Source organism: Nocardia sp. NPDC059691, from assembly GCF_042733915.1.
In the GTDB taxonomy this organism is placed as follows: Bacteria; Actinomycetota; Actinomycetes; order Mycobacteriales; family Mycobacteriaceae; genus Nocardia; species Nocardia sichangensis.
This window is the reverse complement of sequence record NZ_JBHWFB010000001.1, coordinates 388,366-407,508: the sequence shown is the minus strand read 5'-3', so window position 1 is coordinate 407,508 and position 19,143 is coordinate 388,366. Positions and strand designations below refer to the sequence as shown.

The 19,143-nt window shown below is 67.5% G+C and carries 20 protein-coding genes; 10 read left to right on the top strand and 10 right to left on the bottom strand.

Features of this window, described 5'->3' with window-relative positions:
* Positions 1-71 precede the first annotated feature (71 nt).
* The gene (locus tag ACFV2O_RS01955) at positions 72-1,169 is read right to left on the bottom strand and encodes a DUF475 domain-containing protein (RefSeq protein WP_379249487.1); all 1,098 of its coding nucleotides are present in this window, start codon (positions 1,167-1,169) and stop codon (positions 72-74) included.
* A 160-nt stretch (positions 1,170-1,329) separates the two neighbouring features.
* Entirely contained in the window at positions 1,330-1,905 is a 576-nt protein-coding gene (locus ACFV2O_RS01950; RefSeq protein ID WP_355071149.1) for a TerD family protein, read from the bottom strand.
* 144 nt (positions 1,906-2,049) lie between these two features.
* Here ACFV2O_RS01950 and ACFV2O_RS01945 point away from each other — a divergent pair, with 144 nt between their 5' ends.
* Genes ACFV2O_RS01945 through ACFV2O_RS01925 form a run of 5 tightly spaced genes read left to right on the top strand, consistent with a single transcriptional unit; the run spans position 2,050 to position 7,936 of the window.
* Positions 2,050-3,267 carry a hypothetical protein gene (locus ACFV2O_RS01945; RefSeq protein WP_379249486.1) on the top strand — a complete coding sequence of 406 codons (1,218 nt, stop codon included), beginning with the start codon at positions 2,050-2,052 and terminating at the stop codon, positions 3,265-3,267.
* Between the two features lie 13 nt (positions 3,268-3,280).
* Positions 3,281-4,495: an HpcH/HpaI aldolase/citrate lyase family protein gene (locus ACFV2O_RS01940; protein WP_379249485.1), complete on the top strand. Its 1,215-nt coding sequence runs from the start codon at positions 3,281-3,283 to the stop codon at positions 4,493-4,495.
* Positions 4,492-5,952: a phosphoribosyltransferase family protein gene (locus ACFV2O_RS01935; RefSeq protein WP_379249484.1), complete on the top strand. Its 1,461-nt coding sequence runs from the start codon at positions 4,492-4,494 to the stop codon at positions 5,950-5,952. Before ACFV2O_RS01940 ends, ACFV2O_RS01935 begins: the two co-directional genes overlap by 4 nt.
* Entirely contained in the window at positions 5,949-7,088 is a 1,140-nt protein-coding gene (locus ACFV2O_RS01930) for a cysteine protease StiP family protein (RefSeq protein WP_379249483.1), read from the top strand. The genes ACFV2O_RS01935 and ACFV2O_RS01930 overlap by 4 nt, the downstream gene beginning before the upstream one ends.
* 59 nt (positions 7,089-7,147) lie before the next feature.
* Positions 7,148-7,936, top strand: a complete 789-nt coding sequence (locus ACFV2O_RS01925; protein WP_379250106.1) for an HAD family hydrolase — start codon at positions 7,148-7,150, stop codon at positions 7,934-7,936.
* Here the strand turns inward: ACFV2O_RS01925 and ACFV2O_RS01920 are convergent.
* Together ACFV2O_RS01920 and ACFV2O_RS01915 are read right to left on the bottom strand one after the other, a co-directional pair.
* The gene (locus ACFV2O_RS01920; RefSeq protein ID WP_379249482.1) at positions 7,908-8,477 is read right to left on the bottom strand and encodes a class IV adenylate cyclase; all 570 of its coding nucleotides are present in this window, start codon (positions 8,475-8,477) and stop codon (positions 7,908-7,910) included. The two genes, ACFV2O_RS01925 and ACFV2O_RS01920, sit on opposite strands and share 29 nt — an antisense overlap.
* A complete protein-coding gene (locus tag ACFV2O_RS01915) occupies positions 8,474-9,319 on the bottom strand; it encodes a hypothetical protein (RefSeq protein WP_379249480.1) in 846 nt (281 codons plus the stop codon). The genes ACFV2O_RS01920 and ACFV2O_RS01915 overlap by 4 nt, the downstream gene beginning before the upstream one ends.
* 148 nt (positions 9,320-9,467) lie before the next feature.
* On the opposite strand from ACFV2O_RS01915, the gene ACFV2O_RS01910 reads away from it, so the two are divergent.
* Both ACFV2O_RS01910 and ACFV2O_RS01905 read left to right on the top strand, forming a co-directional pair.
* Positions 9,468-9,635 carry a hypothetical protein gene (locus ACFV2O_RS01910; RefSeq protein WP_355071163.1) on the top strand — a complete coding sequence of 56 codons (168 nt, stop codon included), beginning with the start codon at positions 9,468-9,470 and terminating at the stop codon, positions 9,633-9,635.
* Entirely contained in the window at positions 9,632-9,814 is a 183-nt protein-coding gene (locus ACFV2O_RS01905; RefSeq protein ID WP_379249478.1) for a hypothetical protein, read from the top strand. The genes ACFV2O_RS01910 and ACFV2O_RS01905 overlap by 4 nt, the downstream gene beginning before the upstream one ends.
* A 198-nt stretch (positions 9,815-10,012) precedes the next feature.
* Here ACFV2O_RS01905 and ACFV2O_RS01900 read toward each other — a convergent pair whose 3' ends face one another.
* The gene (locus tag ACFV2O_RS01900) at positions 10,013-10,411 is read right to left on the bottom strand and encodes a MerR family transcriptional regulator (RefSeq protein ID WP_379249476.1); all 399 of its coding nucleotides are present in this window, start codon (positions 10,409-10,411) and stop codon (positions 10,013-10,015) included.
* A gap of 47 nt (positions 10,412-10,458) precedes the next feature.
* Between ACFV2O_RS01900 and ACFV2O_RS01895 the strand changes: the two genes are divergently transcribed.
* A complete protein-coding gene (locus ACFV2O_RS01895; RefSeq protein WP_379249474.1) occupies positions 10,459-11,256 on the top strand; it encodes an MBL fold metallo-hydrolase in 798 nt (265 codons plus the stop codon).
* A 3-nt stretch (positions 11,257-11,259) separates the two neighbouring features.
* On the opposite strand, the gene ACFV2O_RS01890 is transcribed toward ACFV2O_RS01895, so the two are convergent.
* The 5 genes from ACFV2O_RS01890 to ACFV2O_RS01870 all read right to left on the bottom strand — a co-directional run bounded on the left by ACFV2O_RS01890 (position 11,260) and on the right by ACFV2O_RS01870 (position 15,923).
* Positions 11,260-12,105: a hypothetical protein gene (locus ACFV2O_RS01890; protein ID WP_379249472.1), complete on the bottom strand. Its 846-nt coding sequence runs from the start codon at positions 12,103-12,105 to the stop codon at positions 11,260-11,262.
* Positions 12,106-12,224: 119 nt separating this feature from the next.
* Entirely contained in the window at positions 12,225-13,727 is a 1,503-nt protein-coding gene (locus ACFV2O_RS01885; RefSeq protein ID WP_379249470.1) for a hypothetical protein, read from the bottom strand.
* A gap of 103 nt (positions 13,728-13,830) precedes the next feature.
* The gene (locus ACFV2O_RS01880; RefSeq protein ID WP_355072070.1) at positions 13,831-14,595 is read right to left on the bottom strand and encodes an AIM24 family protein; all 765 of its coding nucleotides are present in this window, start codon (positions 14,593-14,595) and stop codon (positions 13,831-13,833) included.
* A 2-nt stretch (positions 14,596-14,597) separates the two neighbouring features.
* Positions 14,598-15,293: an AIM24 family protein gene (locus ACFV2O_RS01875; RefSeq protein ID WP_379249468.1), complete on the bottom strand. Its 696-nt coding sequence runs from the start codon at positions 15,291-15,293 to the stop codon at positions 14,598-14,600.
* Between the two features lie 6 nt (positions 15,294-15,299).
* A complete protein-coding gene (locus ACFV2O_RS01870; protein WP_355072071.1) occupies positions 15,300-15,923 on the bottom strand; it encodes an AIM24 family protein in 624 nt (207 codons plus the stop codon).
* Positions 15,924-16,104: 181 nt separating this feature from the next.
* Here ACFV2O_RS01870 and ACFV2O_RS01865 point away from each other — a divergent pair, with 181 nt between their 5' ends.
* Together ACFV2O_RS01865 and ACFV2O_RS01860 are read left to right on the top strand one after the other, a co-directional pair.
* Positions 16,105-17,526, top strand: a complete 1,422-nt coding sequence (locus tag ACFV2O_RS01865) for a TerD family protein (protein ID WP_356963103.1) — start codon at positions 16,105-16,107, stop codon at positions 17,524-17,526.
* Positions 17,527-17,554: 28 nt separating this feature from the next.
* Entirely contained in the window at positions 17,555-19,126 is a 1,572-nt protein-coding gene (locus ACFV2O_RS01860; protein ID WP_379249466.1) for a TerD family protein, read from the top strand.
* Positions 19,127-19,143: the final 17 nt, after the last annotated feature.

The window sequence follows — 19,143 nt, the reverse complement described above, 5'->3', positions numbered from 1 at the left end:
CGAGAGCGGCAGCGGCCATCCCTCGGGACGGGGCCGCTGCCGCAACGGGTCTTCGGGCTGCTTGCCGGGAATCAGCCTACCGGCGTCGGTTCCCGTTCGCTGTCCAGTTCCTCTTCGTCCGCTCGGCCGTTGCGGACGATGCTGGTGATGAACGCCGCGCCGATGAACGCGACGCCGACCAGGCCGGTGACGATCTCGTTGATGTGCACGCCGATCGAGACCAGCAGGATCGCGGCGAGCGCGCCGATCGCCCAGTGCGCGCCGTGCTCCAGGTAGACGTACTCCGACAGCGTGCCCTTGCGAACCAGGTACACCGTGATCGACCGGACGAACATGGCGCCGATCAGGCCGAGGCCGAGGGCGATGATGATCGGGTCGGAGGTGATGGCGAACGCGCCGATCACGCCGTCGAAGGAGAACGACGCGTCGAGCACCTCCAGGTAGAGGAACAGGAAGAAGCCCGCCTTACCGGTGGCCTTGACCAGCTCCGACGGCCCTTCGCTCTGCTCCTCGGTGTGGAACATGGAGCCGAGCCCGTCCACCGCGATGTAGGTGATCATGCCGAGCAGGCCCGCGACCAGCACGGTCGAGCGGTGCGCCTCGTCGGCGATGAACTCCGCGGTGAGGATGAGGCCCGCACCGGCGACCACCACGGAGAGCATGTCCAGCTTGCCCGCCTTCGCAAGCGGCCGCTCCAGCCAGCTCAGCCAGGTGATCTCGCGTTCCTCGAAGATGAAGTTGAGGAACAGCAGGGCCAGGAACATACCGCCGAACGCCGCGATCTGCGGATGCGCGTCGGTGAGCAGTTTCTCGTAGCTCGGGCTGCCGTCCGGGAAGGTCAGGGCGCCGTCCGGGGGCGGGTTGAGGGCCAGGTCGAAGGCCCGCACCGGATCCAGCCCCGCGGTGATCCACACGATCGCCAGCGGGAAGACCAGCCGCATGCCGAACACGGCGATCAGCACGCCGACGGTGAGGAAGATCCGCTGCCAGAACGCGCTCATCCGTTCCAGGACGGTGGCGTTGATCACGGCGTTGTCGAACGAGAGCGACACCTCGAGGATGCCGAGGATCGCGGCGAGCGCGAGGGCGGTCGGTCCGCCGTACACGACCGCGACGACGAGCGAGAGCACCGTGACGACGAGGGACATGCCGAATATGCGCAGGACCACGCTGGGACCTTTCCTGAGTGAAAAACGAGGCGGCGACGGTTGCTACCAGCGTGGCTGCTGGATCGCCGGTTGTCCAACGTTGCTCCCAGGACGCCGGCATGCCTGGGTGGCACGACGAGGGGGCCCGTCGCCGGGCCCCCTGTGAACAGCGAAGTGTTCCCTAGACGTTCACGCCGTAATCACGGGCGATGCCCGCCAGACCGGAGGCGTAGCCCTGACCGATCGCGCGGAACTTCCACTCTGCGCCGTTGCGGTACAGCTCGCCGAAGACCATGGCGGTCTCGGTCGAGGCGTCCTCGGTGAGGTCGTAGCGGGCGAGCTCCTCGCCGTTGCTGCGATCCACGACACGGATGTAGGCGTTGCGGACCTGGCCGAAGGACTGCGACCGGGAGTCGGCGTCGTAGATCGAGACCGGGAAGAAGATGCTCTCGATCGTGGGCGGGGTGTTCGCCAGGTCGACGTTGATGACCTCGTCGTCGCCCTCGCCTTCACCGGTCCGGTTGTCGCCCGCGTGCTCGATCGAGCCCTCGGGCGAACGCAGGTTGTTGAAGAAGACGAAGTGCTGGTCGGACAGGACCTTCTTGTCCCCGCCGGTCGCGATGGCGCTGGCGTCGAGGTCGAAGTCGGTGCCGGTGGTGGTCCGCACATCCCACCCAAGGCCGACCGAGACAGCAGTGAGGTTAGGCGCCGCCTTGGTCAGCGAGACATTGCCGCCCTTGGACAAACTGACACCCATGCGGGATTCCCTTTCAATAGTCCGTCATTGGTTCCCAGCATGTCCGGATCGCCGGGGACGCCATCGACAGTAGTAGGTTTCCGCGAACTTTCGTAGGAACCCGCGTAACCCCCGGCGAACAGGAAGATCTCCTACCATCGGGGCGTGGCAGGCCGGAGGCGTGGATGGTTTCGTTCGTCGGAGAACGACGAGTGGATCGAGCATGCCCGCACGACGCTGGCGACGGCTTTCCTCGACATGGATCGGCGCCAGAGCGCGGCCGAGGCCGCGGTGCACGCCGCCGATCAGATCTTCCCCGAGCGGCGCACGGGCGCGCGCTGGGAACCGTTGCGGCACAGATGCTATGGCGCCGCGGAGGTGTATCTGACGCTGAGCGCCGAGCTGGAGGCCGCGCAGCAGGGCGGCCCGCCGGTGCCGCAGGGCCGGCAGCGCGTCGACGCCGCGGTACGGCAACTGGCCGACGCGGCGCGCGCGGTCGACGAGTTCTATCGCGGCGACCAGGGCAAGCTGGAGGAGGCGGTGGCGGTGCTCGGCGCGGTGCCGCAGTTGGCCCAGCAGGTGAAGGTCGCCGCGGCCGGTGTGCGCGGGCGGGCCGCCGAATCGGAGTTCGCGGACTATCCGTCGGTGCGCAGGCACACCGCGGCGGTCGATGAGGCGCTGGTCACACTGGAGGCGGCGGGTTCCGGCGGGTCCGCGGGCACCGTGCGGGAGGCCGCGAACCATCTGCAGGCGGTCACCAACGAGCTGGCGGATGCGTTGGCGCAAGCACCATCTCGGGCGGCGGCCGCGAACAACGCGATATCGTCCGTGACAACCCGACTTGCCGCCGTCCGGACCAGGGCCGAAGGCGTTCCGCAGGCGTTCTCGGCGCTGCTGCGCGAGTTCAATGCTGCGAGTTCGGCCGATCTGGCTAACAATGAGCGGGAAAGTCAGCGAGCCATCGAGGCCGCGGACGCGGCCCTCGGCAGGGCGCGTGCGGCGGCGGTAGAGAACAATCCGGAGTTTGCACTTGATCTGACCACATCCGCGCGCGGGTTCCTCGCCGAGGCCGAGCAGCGAGTCGACGCCGTCACCAAGCGGCTCAGCCTGCTGCGTGCGATTCGGTCCGACCCGCACGAACAGGCCAAGGCCGTACGATTCCGGCTGCGGGACGCGCAGATGCTCGCGGTGAGTCGCGGGCTGGTCGCCGAATGGGGCTCGGTCCTCGACGCGCAAGCGGCACGAATCGACCGAATCAGCGAAACACTGTCGGGGCGTCACCCCGACTACTGGGCCTATGTGGCGGAACTGGATGCCGTCACCGAATTCATAGCCGGGGTAGTGGATCGAATGAGAAGACAAGCAGGACCACGACGAGAATGAGAATGGGGCAACGATGACCGCAGGCATCGCCGTCCAGCAGGAGGTTTCCCTGCGGAAGCGAATGCCGCTGCGCCACTTCCGGCAGTTGCACGGCCCGGAGGCGAGGCGTCTTTTCCACCGGCAGCCCGAACCGTTCGGCGACGACAACACCGACCGCGAGCTGCTCGCGATCGGTCTCGGCGCGACGCTGTACGCGCCCGCGACCAGGCCCGATCTCGCGCTGACGATCGGCAGGCGGGCCGGGCACGGCGTGTGTTCGATGGTGATCGACCTCGAGGACGCGGTGGCCGATCACGAGGTGGAGTACGCCAAGCGGCAGACCGTCGAAGCGCTGGATCTGCTCGCGGGCAGCCACGACGCCAACCCGCTGTTGTTCGTTCGGGTGCGCGACGCGGACACGATCACCGAGCTCATCGAGCAACTCGGACCTGGCGCCAAGGTGCTGACCGGGTTCGTGTTCCCGAAGTTCGACAGCGTCACCGGGCCGAAGTACCTCAACGCGCTGAACGTGGCGGCCCAGCGGCTGGACCGGCCGCTGTACGGGATGCCGGTGCTGGAGTCGGCGGGGCTGGTGCATCGGGAGACCCGCGATTACGAACTCACCCAGATCGCGGCGCTGCTGGCCGCGCACCGGGACCGGGTGCTCGCGGTGCGGGTCGGCGCGACCGACATGTGCTCGACCTTCGGCATCCGGCGCGACCGCGACCTGACCATCTACGACGTGCGCGTGGTCGCCGACGTCATCGCCGACATCGTGAACTACCTGGGGCGCGCGGACGGAACCGGTTTCGTCATCACGGGGCCGGTGTGGGAGTACTTCGCCGATCACGAACGGATGTTCCGGCCGCTGCTGCGGACGGCGCCGTTCGAGGAGTCCGACGCGGTGCCGTTCCGGCAGTACCTGGTCAGCCGGGATCTGGACGGTTTGCTGCGGGAGATCACGTTGGACCGGGCCAACGGCATCCAGGGCAAGACGGTGATCCACCCGTCCCACGTGGCGGCCGTGCACGCGTTGTCGGTGGTGACACACGAGGAGTACTCGGACGCGCTGGACATCCTGCGCGACGACGTCGGCGGCGTGGCGGCCTCCGGCTACCGGAACAAGATGAACGAGATGCGGCCGCATCGCAGTTGGGCGCGACAGACCTTGTTGCGCGCGCGGGTGTTCGGCGTGGCGAACAAGGGAGTGTCGTTCGTGGATCTGCTGACGGCGTTGGTCACCGTATGAGCCGAACCGCGACCGGTTTCGGCGACAACGAAACATCTTGGGCGACAAAGGTTCTCGGTATAGACCTGCATCACGATCCGGTGCGCGAACTCGGCTCGGACCGGCTGCGCACGGCGCGTTTGCCGATCACGGCCCTGGTGCAGCCGGGTGTGCGCCACAACAATCGGCGCCGGGCGCACCTGCTGGTTTCCACCGTGCTGGGCAAGCACCTGCCGACCGATCCGCGGGTGGTGCTCGGTGCGGGCGATCAGCTGGGCGATCTGGTCCGCGCGGTGCTCGGTGAGCGCGATGCCGTCGTGCTCGGATTCGCCGAGACCGCAACGGGTCTCGGTCATTGTGTGGCCGCGCGAATCGGCGCGAGCTGCTACCTGCATTCGACCCGGCGTGCGGTGCCGCACGCGTCGACGCTCGCCGGTTTCGAGGAAGGGCACTCGCACGCCACTTCCCACCTGCTGCAACCGGCGCCTGCCGACATCTTCGTCAACGATCTGCCGCTGGTACTGGTCGATGACGAGATATCCACCGGCGCGACGGCGATCGATGCGGTGCGCGCGCTGCACGCCTTCGCGCCCCGTGCGCACTACGTGCTCGCGTCACTGGTCGATCTGCGCACCGACGCCGATCGCGCCCAATTCGACGCGGCAGCGGCCGAACTCGGTGCCCGGATCGACACGGTCTGTCTCGCCATCGGTCGCGCGTCGCTGCCCGACGGGCTGGTCGACGCGGTCGGCGCCCTTCCCGAACCGCGGCTCAACCCGACCGCCGCGCATCTCGGTTCGTTCGAACGCGTCGAACTCCCCTGGCCGACCGCGGTTCCAGAGGGTGGCAGGCACGGCGTACTCGCTTCCGACATCGGCGCGTTCGAGGCGGCGTTGCTGGAAGCAGGTCAGGCTTTGACCGCCCGGCTCGACGCGGACTTCGCGGGCAGGCCCGTCATCGTGCTCGGACACGAGGAGCTGATGTACCTGCCCCTGCGGTTGGCGGCGCTGCTCGCCGAGTCGGGTACGCCCACTCGCTTTCAGACCACCACGCGATCGCCCGCGTACGTGCTGGACGAGCCGGGATATCCGTTGCGACGAGGGTTTCGCTTCACCGCACCCGAGCCGGGCGATGCCGCGCCGCGCTATCTGTACAACGCGCAGTGGCCCGCGACCTCGCTCGACCTGTTCGAGGCCGACTTGGCAGGGCTGGTCGCCGCCCCGTCGGAGCGCGATGCCGCCGTGACGATCACCGACGACGGTGTGGACAGCGGCGCGGAGGGCGACGGCCCGGCCGCCGATCCGGTGCTCGTCGTCGTGGTCGACTCGCCGGCCGACACCGCGGAGCTGACGGCCGAACACGGGCTGATCGATGTACTGACCGCTTCCGGGGCCGACGTGCTGCTCGCGGTGCTGCCGGAGGCGGATCCGCGGCGGCTGTACGCCGAACGCGTGGAGTCGAACGGGAGCCGGATATGAGCGGTACCAGGGTGGGCGCGCTACCCATCCCGCTGCACGGACCGGAATTCGGCTCCTACGCGGCCGAGGAAGTTTCCTGGCTGCTGAAGGATCTGTCGGAAGTCGACCTGGAGGCCGACATCGCCGAGCGGGAACGGCGGATCCAGGCCGGGAAGGCGCACTACGCGGAGTCGCTGCCGATCGAATATCAGCCCGACGCGTCGTACCGGGCGCTGTTCGACGAGGTGCTCGCGGCCAGCGCCGAACGGCTCGCGCTGGCCGTGGCGACCGTGTCGGAGCTGGTCGTCGCCGAACGTGGCGAGGACGTCGTCCTGGTGTCGCTGGCCCGCGCGGGCACGCCGGTCGGCATTCTCATGCGCCGGTGGCTGCGTTCGCGGCGTCCGAGCCTGGAGGTGCCGCACTACGCGGTGTCGATCGTGCGGGATCGCGGCATCGACGCGGTGGCGCTGGACTATCTGGCCGAGCAGCACGATCCGTCCTCGGTCGTGTTCGTGGACGGATGGACCGGCAAAGGCGCGATCACCCGCGAACTGACCGAAGCGCTGGACGCCTACCACGCCGCCGGCGGCCCGCGGTTCGACGACGAATTGGCGGTGCTGGCCGATCCAGGGCACTGCGTGCGCACCTACGGCACCCGCGACGACTTCCTGATCGCCTCGGCCTGCCTGAATTCGACTGTATCCGGCCTGGTTTCGCGCACGGTTCTGAACGACACGCTGATCGGGCCCGGCGATTTCCACGGCGCGAAGTTCTACCGCGAACTGGCCGGTGACGACGTGTCCGGCCGCCTGCTGGACACCGTGAGCGGCGCCTTCGACGCGATCCGCGATCGGGTGCCCGCCGAGGTGGCCGCGATCCGCGCGAGCGACCGGACGCCCACCTGGACCGGCTGGGCATCGGTGGAGCAGGTGCGGGAGCGGTACGGCATCACCAGCGTGAACTTCGTGAAGCCCGGTGTCGGCGAGACCACGCGGGTGCTGCTGCGGCGGGTGCCGTGGCGGGTGCTGGTGCGCGAGGCGGACGCGCCGGAGCACGCGCACATCCGGATGCTCGCCTCGGCCCGGGGTGTCCCGGTCGAAATCGTCGCCGACCTGGCATATTCGTGTATGGGATTGATCAAGGACGTGCAGCAGTGAACCTATCCCCGGCAACCCATCGAAGACGGGCGCTGATCGCGACCGACCTGGACCGGACGATGATCTACTCGCGTAACGCCTTCAGCACCACCGCCGACGTGCCGACAGTCTGTGTGGAGCATCTGGAAGGGGCGCCGCTGTCGTTCATGACCACCACCGCGGCGCTGCGGATGCAGACCCTGACCGAACCCGCCGCCGTCGTTCCCACCACCACCCGCACCATCAAACAGTTCGACCGCATCCGGCTGCCCGGAGCGCCGTGGCGCTACGCGATCACGAGCAACGGCGGGAACATCCTGGTGGATGGCGTGCCCGATTTGAGCTGGCGCATCGACATCGACGCCAAGGTCCGTGCGGGTGGCGCCACCCTGTCCGAGGTGAGCAAGGAATTGCACACCCGCATCGACGACTCCTGGGTCACCAAGTTCCGCGTGGCCGACCACCTGTTCTGCTATCTGGTGGTCAAGCCCAAAGCCGTCCCCGAGGGATTCCTCGCCGAGTGGGACGACTGGTGCCGTCCGCGCGGCTGGTCGGCCTCCCAGCAGGGCCGCAAGATCTACACCATGCCGCTCGCGGTCTGCAAGAGCCGCGCGGTCGCCGAGGTGCGCAAGCGCCTCTGGGAAAACCGGGAACTCGCCGACGAGGCGCGCACCCTCGCCGCGGGCGACGGGGCCCTCGACGCCGAAATGCTGCGCGCCGCCGACTCCGCCATCCGCCCCCGCCACGGCGAACTCGAACAACTCAACTGGACCCACCCCAACCTCACCGTCACCCGAGCCACCGGCATCCTCGCTGGCGAGGAGATCATCAACTGGTTCATCAAGGCAGCTCCGACGCCTTCCGAATAGCCAGCACGGCATCGGTGTACTGCTCGGTGGTGAGATCGCCGTCCGCGACTCCGAGTTGATGAAGCGTGGTCCGAACGATCTCCAGCGCTTCCGCCAGCTCCGCTTCGGGCACGATGGTTTCCAGCTCGATGAACGTGCCGTCCAATTCGGGGACGGTCACCAGCGTGGCCAGCAACTCGCGCCCTCCGGATGCGAATCGATAATTGATGCAGTGCTTTTCGAAGCAGACCAGGTCTTTCAGGCCGAGACCGCGTAGCACAGAGTCGATCACCGAGGGGTCGGCCACCTCGGTTTCGAATTCCGGCTTCGATCCACTCGCCGTGTCGACCGCGGGTTCCTTGTAGGTCAGCAAAGATCGCCGTCCGTTGTCCGTAGTGATCGTCCGCAGCCGCAGCTCGCGGCCCTCCGAAGACAATCGCTCGTCCGCGAGGTCATAGTAGGTGTCCTTGTACTTCGAGCGTTGACCTGCGCTCCGTGCCGCCAACGCAGCATGCACGGACTCGACGTCACGGACCCGAGCCTTGAGTTCCGCCTCGATCATGTGATCGATCCTCTCGCGATCGGACGGGCTTGCAGCCACATCTGCTCGAACTGCCGTAGGAATCCGGCATGCAGGACTCCGTTGGCAGCCGCCGTGAGCTTGTACATCCCTGAGCGATGTCCTTCGGCGGACGCGCCGAAAGCAGACAGATACAAAGTCTGGTCGAAAACCAGCATCCGCCAGGTCGGCAGCGAGTCGTAGACAGCGACTTGCAGTTCGACAAAGGGATGCTCGTGAAACTCGGTTATCCGTGCCAGGGCGAGCTTGATGCCCGCAGCGAAGGACTGACTCGATTCGCCGATTTCCGCTGCGCGGATACCTGTGGCCTTCGAATCCGGATCCAAGAGGAGAGCTCGAACAGCGACGCTGTCGGTCCGTTGCAGCAGTGTGCCACGCAGCAACGACTCGTTGAGTGCGAGCAGCCCCAGACCGCGTACAGCCAACAGGTCGATTCGCTCTGCGATCAGCGCTTGTCGGCGTAGCTCGGCATCGGCCTCCGACTGCACGGTGAATGCTTGCGCAATCTCGGCGTGGCCGGTGAGCGTATGCGCGTGACGCGGAGCGAGGCCGAACAAGACACGTGCGTGGTCCGGCATCGAGATGCCATCCGCGATCCGCTCGAACACGTCGAAGCGGGTGACAGTTCTTCTGCTGTTGATGATCTCGTTGACTCGGCCCTGGCCCAGCCCTACTGCCGCTGCGATGCGTGCTTGGCTTGCTCCGGTGTACCGCTGAACTGAGCGGAGTAGCGCCGACACATCGCGTCGCCGCAGGAGCGCGCCCACTTCGGGCTTGTGCCAGACCGCCGCAGGGACCTCGATTCCCCCGTACTTGGTCTCCATTGCGCCGAGCTTATATCTCACAATGAGATACCCGTTGCGTTATCGAGCGAAGGGCATCGCCAAAGCCAGAATCTCTCCGTAATCGCCGCTCTGGCTGCAGTTATGGCGAGTTGGCGGCAACTATCGAGTCTGTCGAGAGGTTGTGTGTATGCCCGCCGATATCATTACTACGAGTGTCGTTGTCGTCGCAGTCCTGTTCGGGCTGTGGATTGTTTGGTTCGTGCTGCCGTGGCTCATCGATCGCGAGAACGAAACCGATGAATCGGTCGATGCGTACGACATCATCCACCGCGTCGAGCAGGAGACGGATCGATGAGCATCTCGCTCGCCGACACCGAGCAGTGGCGCAGGATGCACCGAAACTGCGCGGTCGATGGTTCCTTCCGATCCTTGGAGCAAGCGCGCTTCGTTGCGAATGTCCACTGCGGCCACGGCCCCGGCTGTAAGCAATACCTGTCCGCCTCGGCCTACATCTTCGGATCGTCGGAGGATTAGCGGTGGGCAGGCAGGGAAGTGACGAACAAGGCGGTCCCGCCGCCTGGATGGAGCACGCCGATGGGACGTGGTCGGTCGTGGATGAGTACGGATTCGCCAGCGAAACTTTCGTAGTCATCGACGGGAAGGCATTCCCGATCGACTCGACCAGCGAATAGGCGTGCCCGCCCATCGGCCGATCGGGATGGATCTGTTTAGTTACACAGCGCTGGAGGTCGGCTCGAAGGTGGATTTGAAGTCCGGGCATTCGACCAGGGGGTCGTGGGTGCAGGTGGCGGCGTGGCGGAGGCTGTCGCGCATGCGGATGAGGCGGGTTATGTCGTCGTCGAGTTGCCGGGCTTTTTCGGCCATGCGCGCGCGCAGTTCGGCGTCGGAGGGGGAGGCGCGGAGGAAGCGGGCGATTTCGGTGAGGGTGAAACCGGCGCCGCGTGCGCAGATGATGAGGGCCAGGCGGCTCAGGACGTCGGGGTGGTAGGTGCGGCGTAGGCCGTTGCGGCCGGTCGGGGCGATGAGTCCGCGTTTCTCGTAGAAACGCAGAGCGGAGGGGGCGAGGCCGGTTTGTTCGCCGACCTCGGCGATATCGAGCAGATCGGTCATCTCGTCTCCTTGACTTGAACCGCGCTTCAAGTCACAGACTAGCTCACATGACAATCCATCACCTCAATTGCGGATCGGTTCGGCAGATCGAAGCCACCTACGACGGACCCGCGCCCGCGCATGCCGTGAACCACTGCCTGCTGGTCGAGACCGCGTTCGACGGCCTGGTCCTGATCGAGACGGGCATCGGACTGGACGACGTGCGCGACCCGGCGGGCACCCTCGGCGCGGACTGGGTGGCGATGGCCCAGCCCATCCTTTCCGAAGACGAGACCGCGATCCGGCAGGTCGAACGGCTCGGCTACGAGCCCGCCGACGTCCGGCACATCATCCTCACCCACCTCGACGTGGACCACTGCGGCGGATTGCCCGACTTCCCGCACGCACAGGTCCACGTCCTCGCCGCCGAACTGGCAGCGGCGCAGGCCGAAGCGCCGAGCTTCCGCTATCGCTCCGCGCACTGGGCGCACGATCCGAACTGGGTGGCCTACCCGTCGGAACCGACCGGACAATGGTTCGGTTTCAACGCGATCCAACCGAAGGACCTGCCCGACGACTTCCAGCTGATACCGCTGGGCGGGCACACCGCGGGCCACACCGGGGTCGCCGTTCGCCACGGCGACAGTTGGTTGCTGCACTGCGGCGACGCGTACTACTACCACCGCGAACTCGATCCGGCTCCGCAGCCGCACCCGGTGCTCGACGTCGTGCAGACCGGTTCCGAGGTCCACCACGACCTTCGGCTGGGCACCCAGGCTCGGCTGCGCGAGCTACACCGCGATCACGGCGACGAGGTCACCCTGATCAGCGCGCACGACCCGTGGGAGTTCCAGCGCGCGAGCTGACCCCTACCGGCGCTGCCAGCACTGTGCCCGGTCGCCGAGATTCCACCACGAGATATAGCCCGGGTCCTGGTCGAGCAAGGTCCATCCGGCTTCGAGCAGGTCGAAGAACGCGCTGTCGGCCGTCCGCCCGCCGCGTGCTTCGCCGATGTAGATCAGCGACGAGCCGCCCGCCTCCTGGTAGGCGGCGAGGGTGCTGGAGGCCATCGGGTTCTCCCAGCCGGGCGGCCAGCAGAGGAACAGCGCGTGGTCGGCGTGCCCGGCCACCAGATCGGCCGTGGAAGACGGCGGCGTGGCGGTGGGATGCCAGGTCGCGGCCTGCCCCGGCGCGGCGGGGAAGGCCGTGTTGGTCGCCCGGTCCGGCGGGTGGGAGTCGAAAGCGCTGATGGGCACGCCGATTCGGGTGAGCTGATGCGCCCAGTAACCGCGCCCGGAGCCGACTTCCAGCAGCGGCCTGCCCTGCGCGACGTCCGCTACCCAGCGCAGTGTGGCAGGTGCGGGGATCGCGTACGCGTACGCGGCCTGCAGCACGATCTGCGCATACGCCAGCCGCGCGCTGCCTTTCGGGTTGCCGCCGTTCACCTCGGCGCGGTTCGCGCGCTCCCTCGGTCCGGGCGATACCGCGGCGGCGACGATGTCCCAGTACGGATTCGTGCTGGCACCGCCGGTCATGTAGTGCAGTAGGTGTAGGTCGAACGTGGCGTCGGTGATGTCGTCACCGGTGCCGGGCAACCGGCCCGCGGTGGACCAGTAGTCCGCGACCCGCGGATACGCTGTCGCGAAGGTGGATTCGTCTTGGACGAGGTTCGTCAGCGCCGTGCGACGCTGCGGCGAAAGCGCCAAGTCAGCCATCTTTCGATTCTCCGCCGACCGTCACCGGCCCTGGGGAACATCGAGACGAGTTCACCGACCTGTCGCGAATCCTTCGCTCTCCGTAGGTGTTACGCCCACAAGCCTGTTCGCGCCCCGACTCACCCGCTGTCGCGCATCGACACCAGTCCGCCGAGTGTGCCGAGGTAGGCCGCTCCGTCGGGGCCGAGGGCGATTCCGGCGTAATTGTTGTTGAAGCCGAGGCCGGTGCCGGACAGCTGTTTCCACACGGTCGCTCCGGTGCGGTAGTCGAGGGCCGTCCAGTACCAGGGATCGCTCGGATCGGTGCCCTTCGTGTAGGTGTAGATCAACCCGGTGGCCAGGGACAGCTTCGGTACCACCGACGGCGCGGCTTCGACCGCGTTGGTCCAGGTCAGATGGCAGCCGTTGCCGTCGGCGTCGATGTCGACCCGGGCGAAGCCCGCGGCGGTGGTCTTGCCGGAGGCGACCGCGTCGGGGTGTCCGTAGCCGTAGTTGTTCTCGACGATGAGTGAGCGTCCCGCGCCGATCAGCGAGTTCTCGGTGGCGCTGTGGCCCGGCTCGAACACCGGCACCGCGCAGACCTGCCGTTCGGCGACCGAGGGCGCGGTGCGGTAGACGACGACGTTCATCGGATCGGCATTGTCGGTGATGGCGACATAGCCGTCGGGCAGGACGGTCGGCGTGGTGCCGGTTCCGTCGTCCACTTGGCCCGGCTTGCGCTGGTTGCTGTTGGCGTAGGTGGTTTGCCAGGCGATCCGGGGCGCGCCGTCGGGACCGGCGTCGAAACGCAGGAGCTGCCGGTTGGTGGCGATGTAGACCTCACCGGCCGCACCGACCGCGAACGAGTTCTCGATCTGGTTCTCCGTACCGTCTCCGAGCCGAACCACCTGCGCTGCTCCGGTATCCGGATCCAGTGTGCCGACCACGCCGTTCGTCTTGGCCACGAACCAGATCAGGCCGTTCGAGTCCGGCAGTGCGGAGTTCAGCGTCTCCTCCGGGTGCAGCACGCCGGTCAGGTCGTAGTCGCGTACCAGCGAGAACCCGTCGGCGGCGGGGTTCTCGGCGAACACTTGAATGTGTCCGGTGCTGGTGCCCACCACGGCGCGGTCTTCGTCATCGAGGTAGAAGTACCCGCCGCCGCCGAAATTGTCGAAAGCGCCGGGCCGCAGCGTATCGAGGGGATTCTTGCCCGGCAGTGGATGTTTGCCGAGGACGCTCATCGTCGTCGGGTCGATGAGGTAAAGGCCCGGTTGCAGCCCCAGGCAGGTGCTGACGATGCGTCCGGCGCGGTCGAACGTCACCGAACCGCACTCGCTGCCGAGCAACAGGGAATCGGTCCGCGGTGACCGGCCGAGCGGACCGGGGCGGCGGTAGGTATCGCTCATCCACCCGTCGTTGTGGACTCCCGAGTTTCCGTTCGGCGCGAGATGTGGGTTCTGCGGGACCGGTGGGATGCCGGTGACCGGTTCGCCGCTCGCTGCGGCACCGACGAATCGCGTCGGCTCCGGCACGGCGGGCACCGAAGGAATCGGCGTCGCGGCGGCGGGCACCGCGACTACCGCGGCAAGGATTGCCGCAGGCAGAGTCGCGCGCAGAACCTGGGAGGGGAGGATGTGAAACACGAATGAACGGTATCCGGGTCCGGCGGGCCGCGAATCCCCCACGCGAGTGATTACGCGGGCACGGCCGCGACCGTCGGTACCCGATTCGCGTCGCCGCCGCGTTTCAGTACTGCTGGTGCCCGGCCAGTTGCTGGGCGATGAGTCCTTGCAGTCGTTGCAGGCCGCCGACGGTGATGCCGCTCTGGATCTGTCCCTCGATGGTGCGCACCAGCACGGAGTCGCTGAGCACCTTCTCGCTGGACTGGATCAGCACGGTCCCCGCGCCGGTGAAATCGAACTGGCGCTCCTCACCGGAGTTCACGCCGAATCGTGCCGCACCGGCGGCCAGGAAACCCGAGATCCAGCGTTCGTCGTAGTGGTGGCTCGGGGAGGGGCAATCCGCCCAGCCGACCAGCGACTCGGGGTCGACGCGCAGCGGTGGCTCGGCGAACATCACCGGCCCGTTGGACGAGGCGAGGAACTTGCCGGTGCCGATCAACGTGAGGAACCCGGGCACGATGGACTGGTTGAGCGACAGGCCCGGCTCGAAGGCCAGCAGGTTCGCCGCCCGGATAGTCAGGTTGCCGTTGTCCTCGAGATCGTAGGAGTTGATGTCGTAGCCACGGTCGCCGATGATCAGCTTGCCGTGCCCCTCCGCGACGACGTAGTCGCCGGTGAACAGCGGCGCCGAGAACTGCTGCGACACCATGTGCAGCAGTCCGCCCTGCAACCCGTGGCTGAGCGCCTGGAACCGGATGTCGCCGTAGTAGGCGATCATCGCGCCCTTGCGCATGAACCACGGCTTGTTCAGGTCGATGCAGTAGGCGTAGCTGTTTCCCGGGATGTTGTCGCTCTCACCGAGGTTCATGGGGTTGAGGATCTGGGACATGCTCACAACTTCTCTTCGGAGGCCTGCACGTAGACGACGCCCTGCCCGACGCAATGCAGCTGCATCGCCTCGCCGGAACCGCGCCCGACGGCGTCTCGCCAGCTCAGCGCCGCTTTGAGCTCGGTCTGCACATTGCCGTAGGCGGCGACGAAGGCTTGCGGATCGACCACGACCGGATTCGGGCCGCCTACTTGCAATTCCAGGAATCCACCGTGCGCGAGCAGCACCGCGGCGCCCTGCCCGGACAACTGGGTGGTGAACAGGCCCTGTCCGGTCAATGCCCCCGAGGCGGCGCCACGCAGCGCGCCCATCAGGCCGCCACCGCCTCCGCCACCCGAACTCATCACGGAGACCACCGAACTCTGCAATCCGGCGGTGTTGGCGAGCAGCCGCGAAGCCTCGACGCGCAACGTCGCACCCGGCTGCATGTGCACCACGTGCACCTCCAGGCCGGCGAATCCGTAATGGACATCGCCATTGCCCTGCGCGAGCATGGTGCGCTCGTGCTCACCCGCCATCGCGCGGCCCGCGAGCCCCATCAGCCCGCCCATGCCGCCCATCCCTTGCGCCCCCGGAATCTGGTGGGGGGCAAAGGAAACATCGCCGGTGTAGAACAGCATCGCGCCGTTGCGGGCGACCACGCCTCCCGCCATTCCGACGTTGACCTTGACGACTTTGCCGTTGATCTTCTCGAACATCCGTCTCTACCGTTCCGCCGGTTGGATCAACACCACGCCGTGGCCGTCCCAGCGCAGCGAGAACGCCTCGCCCGCGTCCTGACCGACGAAACTGCGCCAGGACACGTCGGTGACGAAGGACTGGTTGAGGTTTCCGCGCGCCGCGACGAACGCGTCCGGATCGACGATCAGCGGGTACTGCGGCGAGACCTCCAGGTGGATGAGCGGACCGCCGGCCGAGAGCAGCGCGACCTGGCCCTGGCCGGAGACGGTCGTGGTGAACAGGCCCTGTCCGGTCGACGCACCGCGCAAACCGGCGAAACGCACGTCGGTGCGGAGATTCCCGGCGAACGCGAGCAGCTGTTGCGACTCCACTTGCAGCGTCTCGTTGTTCAAGTCGACGACGGTGACGTGCTGGCCGTTGACCGCGAAGAACACTCGTCCGTGACCGGCGCACTCCATCAGCGAGAGCTTCTCACCGGTGGCTCGGCGCTTCAGCCCGGCGAGCACGCCGTCGCCGCCGCCGAAGCCGGCCGCCTTGAACTGCACGTTTCCCTCGTAGGCGATCATCGAACCGGAGATCGCGCGGAGACTGGTGCCGGCCAGATGGGCCTCGATCACCTTCTTCGACTGCTCGAACAGTTGCGCCATGGAATGTTTGCCTGCTGTCTCGATCGGGAACACGGTGGGATCGCCGTATTCCATCTACGTGCCGTCACCCTAACCGATGCTTCCGTGGGTGTCGGGGCAGCACGGCCGTTCGATTCCAGCGCCGCGCAGCGCGTTTCTCGTAGAGTGTCAGGCGAACGCACCGACAAGCGAAGGGTCGAACTTGTCCGCAACTCTCGCCAAGGGCCAGAACGGTCCGCTGGCCACCAACGACGTGGTGATATCCGTCCAGCTCACGGCGCCGGCGGATTTGTCGGCGCTACTGGTCACCGAGCGGGGCAAGGTCCGTTCCGATGCGGATTTCGTCTTCTTCAACCAGCCGAGCGGCCCCGGGGTCAATCTGCAGCCCGCGCCCGCGGGCCAGCCCGCGTCGCTGGCGGTGTCGCTGAACGCGGTGCCCGCCGACATCGATCAGATTCGCGCTGTGATCACGCTCGACGACGCGAACAGCAATTTCGGTAGGTTCCCCGCCCCGACCGCGATCGTGTCGGACGCGGCCGGAAATCAGTTGTACGCCTATCGGATCGACGGGCTGAACACCGAGTCGATCGTGATCGCGCTCGAGCTGTACCGCCGCCAGGGTGCGTGGAAGGTGCGTGCGGTCGGACAGGGCTACGCGGGCGGTTTCGCCGCGCTGGTCACCGATCACGGTGTGACGGTCGACGATGCTCCCGCCCAGCCCGCTCAGGCTCCCCAGGCCCCGCCGCCGCCTCCGCAGCAGCCGGTTCAGCAGCCGCCCGTCCAGCAGCAGCCGAACTACCCGCCGCCGACCACCCCGGCGTACCCCACCCAGCAGCAGGCGCCGCAGTACGCGCCGACCGGTGGTTATCCGCCGCCCGGACCTGGCTACCCGCCGCCCGGCCCCGGCCAGCCACCGCAGGGTGCCCCTGGTTATCCGCCGCCCGGTCCGGGTTACCCGCCGCCGCCCGGCCCCGGGCCCGGCTACCCGCCGCCCGGCCAGCCGCCGCAGCCGCAGCAGCCCGCCGAGGTCAGCCTCAGCAAGGACCGCCCGGTCAGCCTGGTCAAGGGGCAGCGCGTCACGCTGCGCAAGGAAGGCACCGCGCTGACCTTCGTGAAGATGGGTCTCGGCTGGGATCCGGTGCGCAGCCGCGGCATGTTCGGCAACCGCACGGTCGACATCGACCTCGACGCGTCGGTCATCATGTTCGCCGACATGAACCCGGTGGACGTCGCGTACTACGGACAGTTGACTTCCAAAGACGGCTCCATCCGCCACCAGGGCGACAACCTCACCGGTGAGGGCGAGGGCGACGACGAGGTGATCCTGGTCGACCTGACCCGCGTCCCCGCGCACGTCAACACGCTGCTGTTCATCGTGACCTCCTACAAGGGCCACACCTTCGAGCAGGTACAGAACGCGTTCTGCCGCTTGGTCGACGGGACGAACAACGGCGAGCTGGCCAGATACACCCTCGCGGGCGGCATGCCGTTCACCGCGATGGCGATGGCCAAGCTGTACCGGGTGGGCAACGACTGGAAACTGCAGGCGCTCGGCGAAGGCTTCCAGGCCAAGCATCCGGGTGAGGCGGTGCCGCAGCTCGGCCGCTTCCTCGTCAACGGTTGATCGGCGGCGGGACAGCAGGGCGGACAAGGTGATTCAACTGCGGGCCGGTCAGAACATCCCGTTGACCGGTGAGGTCGTTCGTTTCAGTGCGAAAGCCGAGGCTGCCCTCGACGTTTCCGCGCTGGTGGTGGCGGAGAACCTGAAGGTGTTCTCCAGCGACGATTTCGTCTTCTACAACCAGCCCGGCACGGCAGGGGTCGCCTTGGCGGCCGACGGGGTCACGATCACGCTCACCGAGGTGCGCGCGGACGCGAAGGCCGTACTACTGGTGGTCAGCGCCGATCCGGCCGCCCCCGCGCGGGCGGGCGGGCTCGGGCCGGTCACCGCCACCCTGTCCGAGAACGACAGCGCGACCGCCGAATTCGCGATCACCCCGTCGTCCGGTGAGACGGCGCTGATCTGCCTGGAGGTGTACCGGCGCGGTCCGGCCTGGAAACTGCGGGCGGTGGGCCAGGGTTACGCGGGCGGCCTCGCCGTGCTGCTCACCGCGCACGGCGTCGAGGTCGACGGTGCGGCCCCGGAGCAGGCCGACCAACCCGGTACGCACACCATGTCCGGTCCACTGGCGGGTGACGCGCAGATCGCCGCCGCCGGTGCGCCGCTGGAAGTCGGTCACGGCCTGGAACGGCTGTGGATGGTGTTCGAGGACGCGGCGCGGTCGGCCGCCGCGCTGGTATCGGCGCGTGAGTACGCGGTTAAGCGGTTGGATCACGAGCTGTCGCTCGCCGTCTCCGATCCCGCGACCAGGAACACTCCGGCGGCCGAGCAGGCGCGCAGCGCCGCGCAGCAACGGCACGACGAACTAGTCGACACCGCCGAGCGCAACCACCAGCGGGATGCCGAACAGCTGATGGGCGAACTCGCCGCGGCCGACCAGGTGCTGCCGCCCGCCCTCGCGTCCTGGGACTCACCCGCTTGGGACAAGCCGTCCGCGCCGAGCGACGGTATCCGGCTCGGTGAGTTGTACGCGCTCGACCGGGGGTCGCTGCGTATTCCGTACTGTGTTCCGGTGCCGCTGAATCGGCCGCTGTGGATCGATGCCGAGTCGACCCGTGCGGTCGCGCCGGTCGTGGGCGCACTGCTGGCGCGGTTGCTCGCCACGGCGCCGCAACGGCGAACGCTGGTCGACATCATCGACCTCACCGATGCGTTCGGCGGCTTCACCGGCCTGCTCGCTCCCGTGCTGAACGGACCGCCGATCACCGACCACGCCGACATCTCGGCGCGGCTGCAAGCGCTGGTGGACGCGGCCGAACTGGCGGAATTGGCTTATACGAGCGGTGCTTTCACGCCGCCCAGCGAGCACCGGGTCCTGCTGGCCGCGGACTTTCCACACGGCTACCAGAGTTCGGACGCGCAGCGCATCGGCGCGTTGATCACGCGCGGCGAGCTGATCGGACTGTCCATCGTGATCGTGGGCGCGAACGAATCCGATTCGGCCGACACCACCGTGGCGATGCTGTCGCAGTCGTGCCGCCACCTGCCGACGATCGGCGGCACGCCGCTGTTCGATCCATGGACCGGCAGCGCGTGGCAACTCGATCTGGACCTGTTGCCGCACGAGCCGGAACGGCAGGCGCGCTTCCTGCGTACGAGGTGAGCGCCTGAACCGGCGAC

Bases quoted from the DNA above. Each gene is read 5' to 3' on its own strand.
- ACFV2O_RS01880 (WP_355072070.1), bottom strand. From the start codon at position 14,595: ATGTCCCAGATCCTCAACCCCATGAACCTCGGTGAGAGCGACAACATC.
- ACFV2O_RS01930 (WP_379249483.1), top strand. From the start codon at position 5,949: ATGAGCGGTACCAGGGTGGGCGCGCTACCCATCCCGCTGCACGGACCG.
- ACFV2O_RS01905 (WP_379249478.1), top strand. From the start codon at position 9,632: ATGAGCATCTCGCTCGCCGACACCGAGCAGTGGCGCAGGATGCACCGA.
- ACFV2O_RS01870 (WP_355072071.1), bottom strand. From the start codon at position 15,923: ATGGCGCAACTGTTCGAGCAGTCGAAGAAGGTGATCGAGGCCCATCTG.
- ACFV2O_RS01875 (WP_379249468.1), bottom strand. From the start codon at position 15,293: ATGTTCGAGAAGATCAACGGCAAAGTCGTCAAGGTCAACGTCGGAATG.
- ACFV2O_RS01890 (WP_379249472.1), bottom strand. From the start codon at position 12,105: ATGGCTGACTTGGCGCTTTCGCCGCAGCGTCGCACGGCGCTGACGAAC.
- ACFV2O_RS01895 (WP_379249474.1), top strand. From the start codon at position 10,459: ATGACAATCCATCACCTCAATTGCGGATCGGTTCGGCAGATCGAAGCC.
- ACFV2O_RS01935 (WP_379249484.1), top strand. From the start codon at position 4,492: ATGAGCCGAACCGCGACCGGTTTCGGCGACAACGAAACATCTTGGGCG.
- ACFV2O_RS01900 (WP_379249476.1), bottom strand. From the start codon at position 10,411: ATGACCGATCTGCTCGATATCGCCGAGGTCGGCGAACAAACCGGCCTC.
- ACFV2O_RS01920 (WP_379249482.1), bottom strand. From the start codon at position 8,477: ATGATCGAGGCGGAACTCAAGGCTCGGGTCCGTGACGTCGAGTCCGTG.
- ACFV2O_RS01940 (WP_379249485.1), top strand. From the start codon at position 3,281: ATGACCGCAGGCATCGCCGTCCAGCAGGAGGTTTCCCTGCGGAAGCGA.
- ACFV2O_RS01925 (WP_379250106.1), top strand. From the start codon at position 7,148: ATGATCTACTCGCGTAACGCCTTCAGCACCACCGCCGACGTGCCGACA.
- ACFV2O_RS01915 (WP_379249480.1), bottom strand. From the start codon at position 9,319: ATGGAGACCAAGTACGGGGGAATCGAGGTCCCTGCGGCGGTCTGGCAC.
- ACFV2O_RS01910 (WP_355071163.1), top strand. From the start codon at position 9,468: ATGCCCGCCGATATCATTACTACGAGTGTCGTTGTCGTCGCAGTCCTG.
- ACFV2O_RS01950 (WP_355071149.1), bottom strand. From the start codon at position 1,905: ATGGGTGTCAGTTTGTCCAAGGGCGGCAATGTCTCGCTGACCAAGGCG.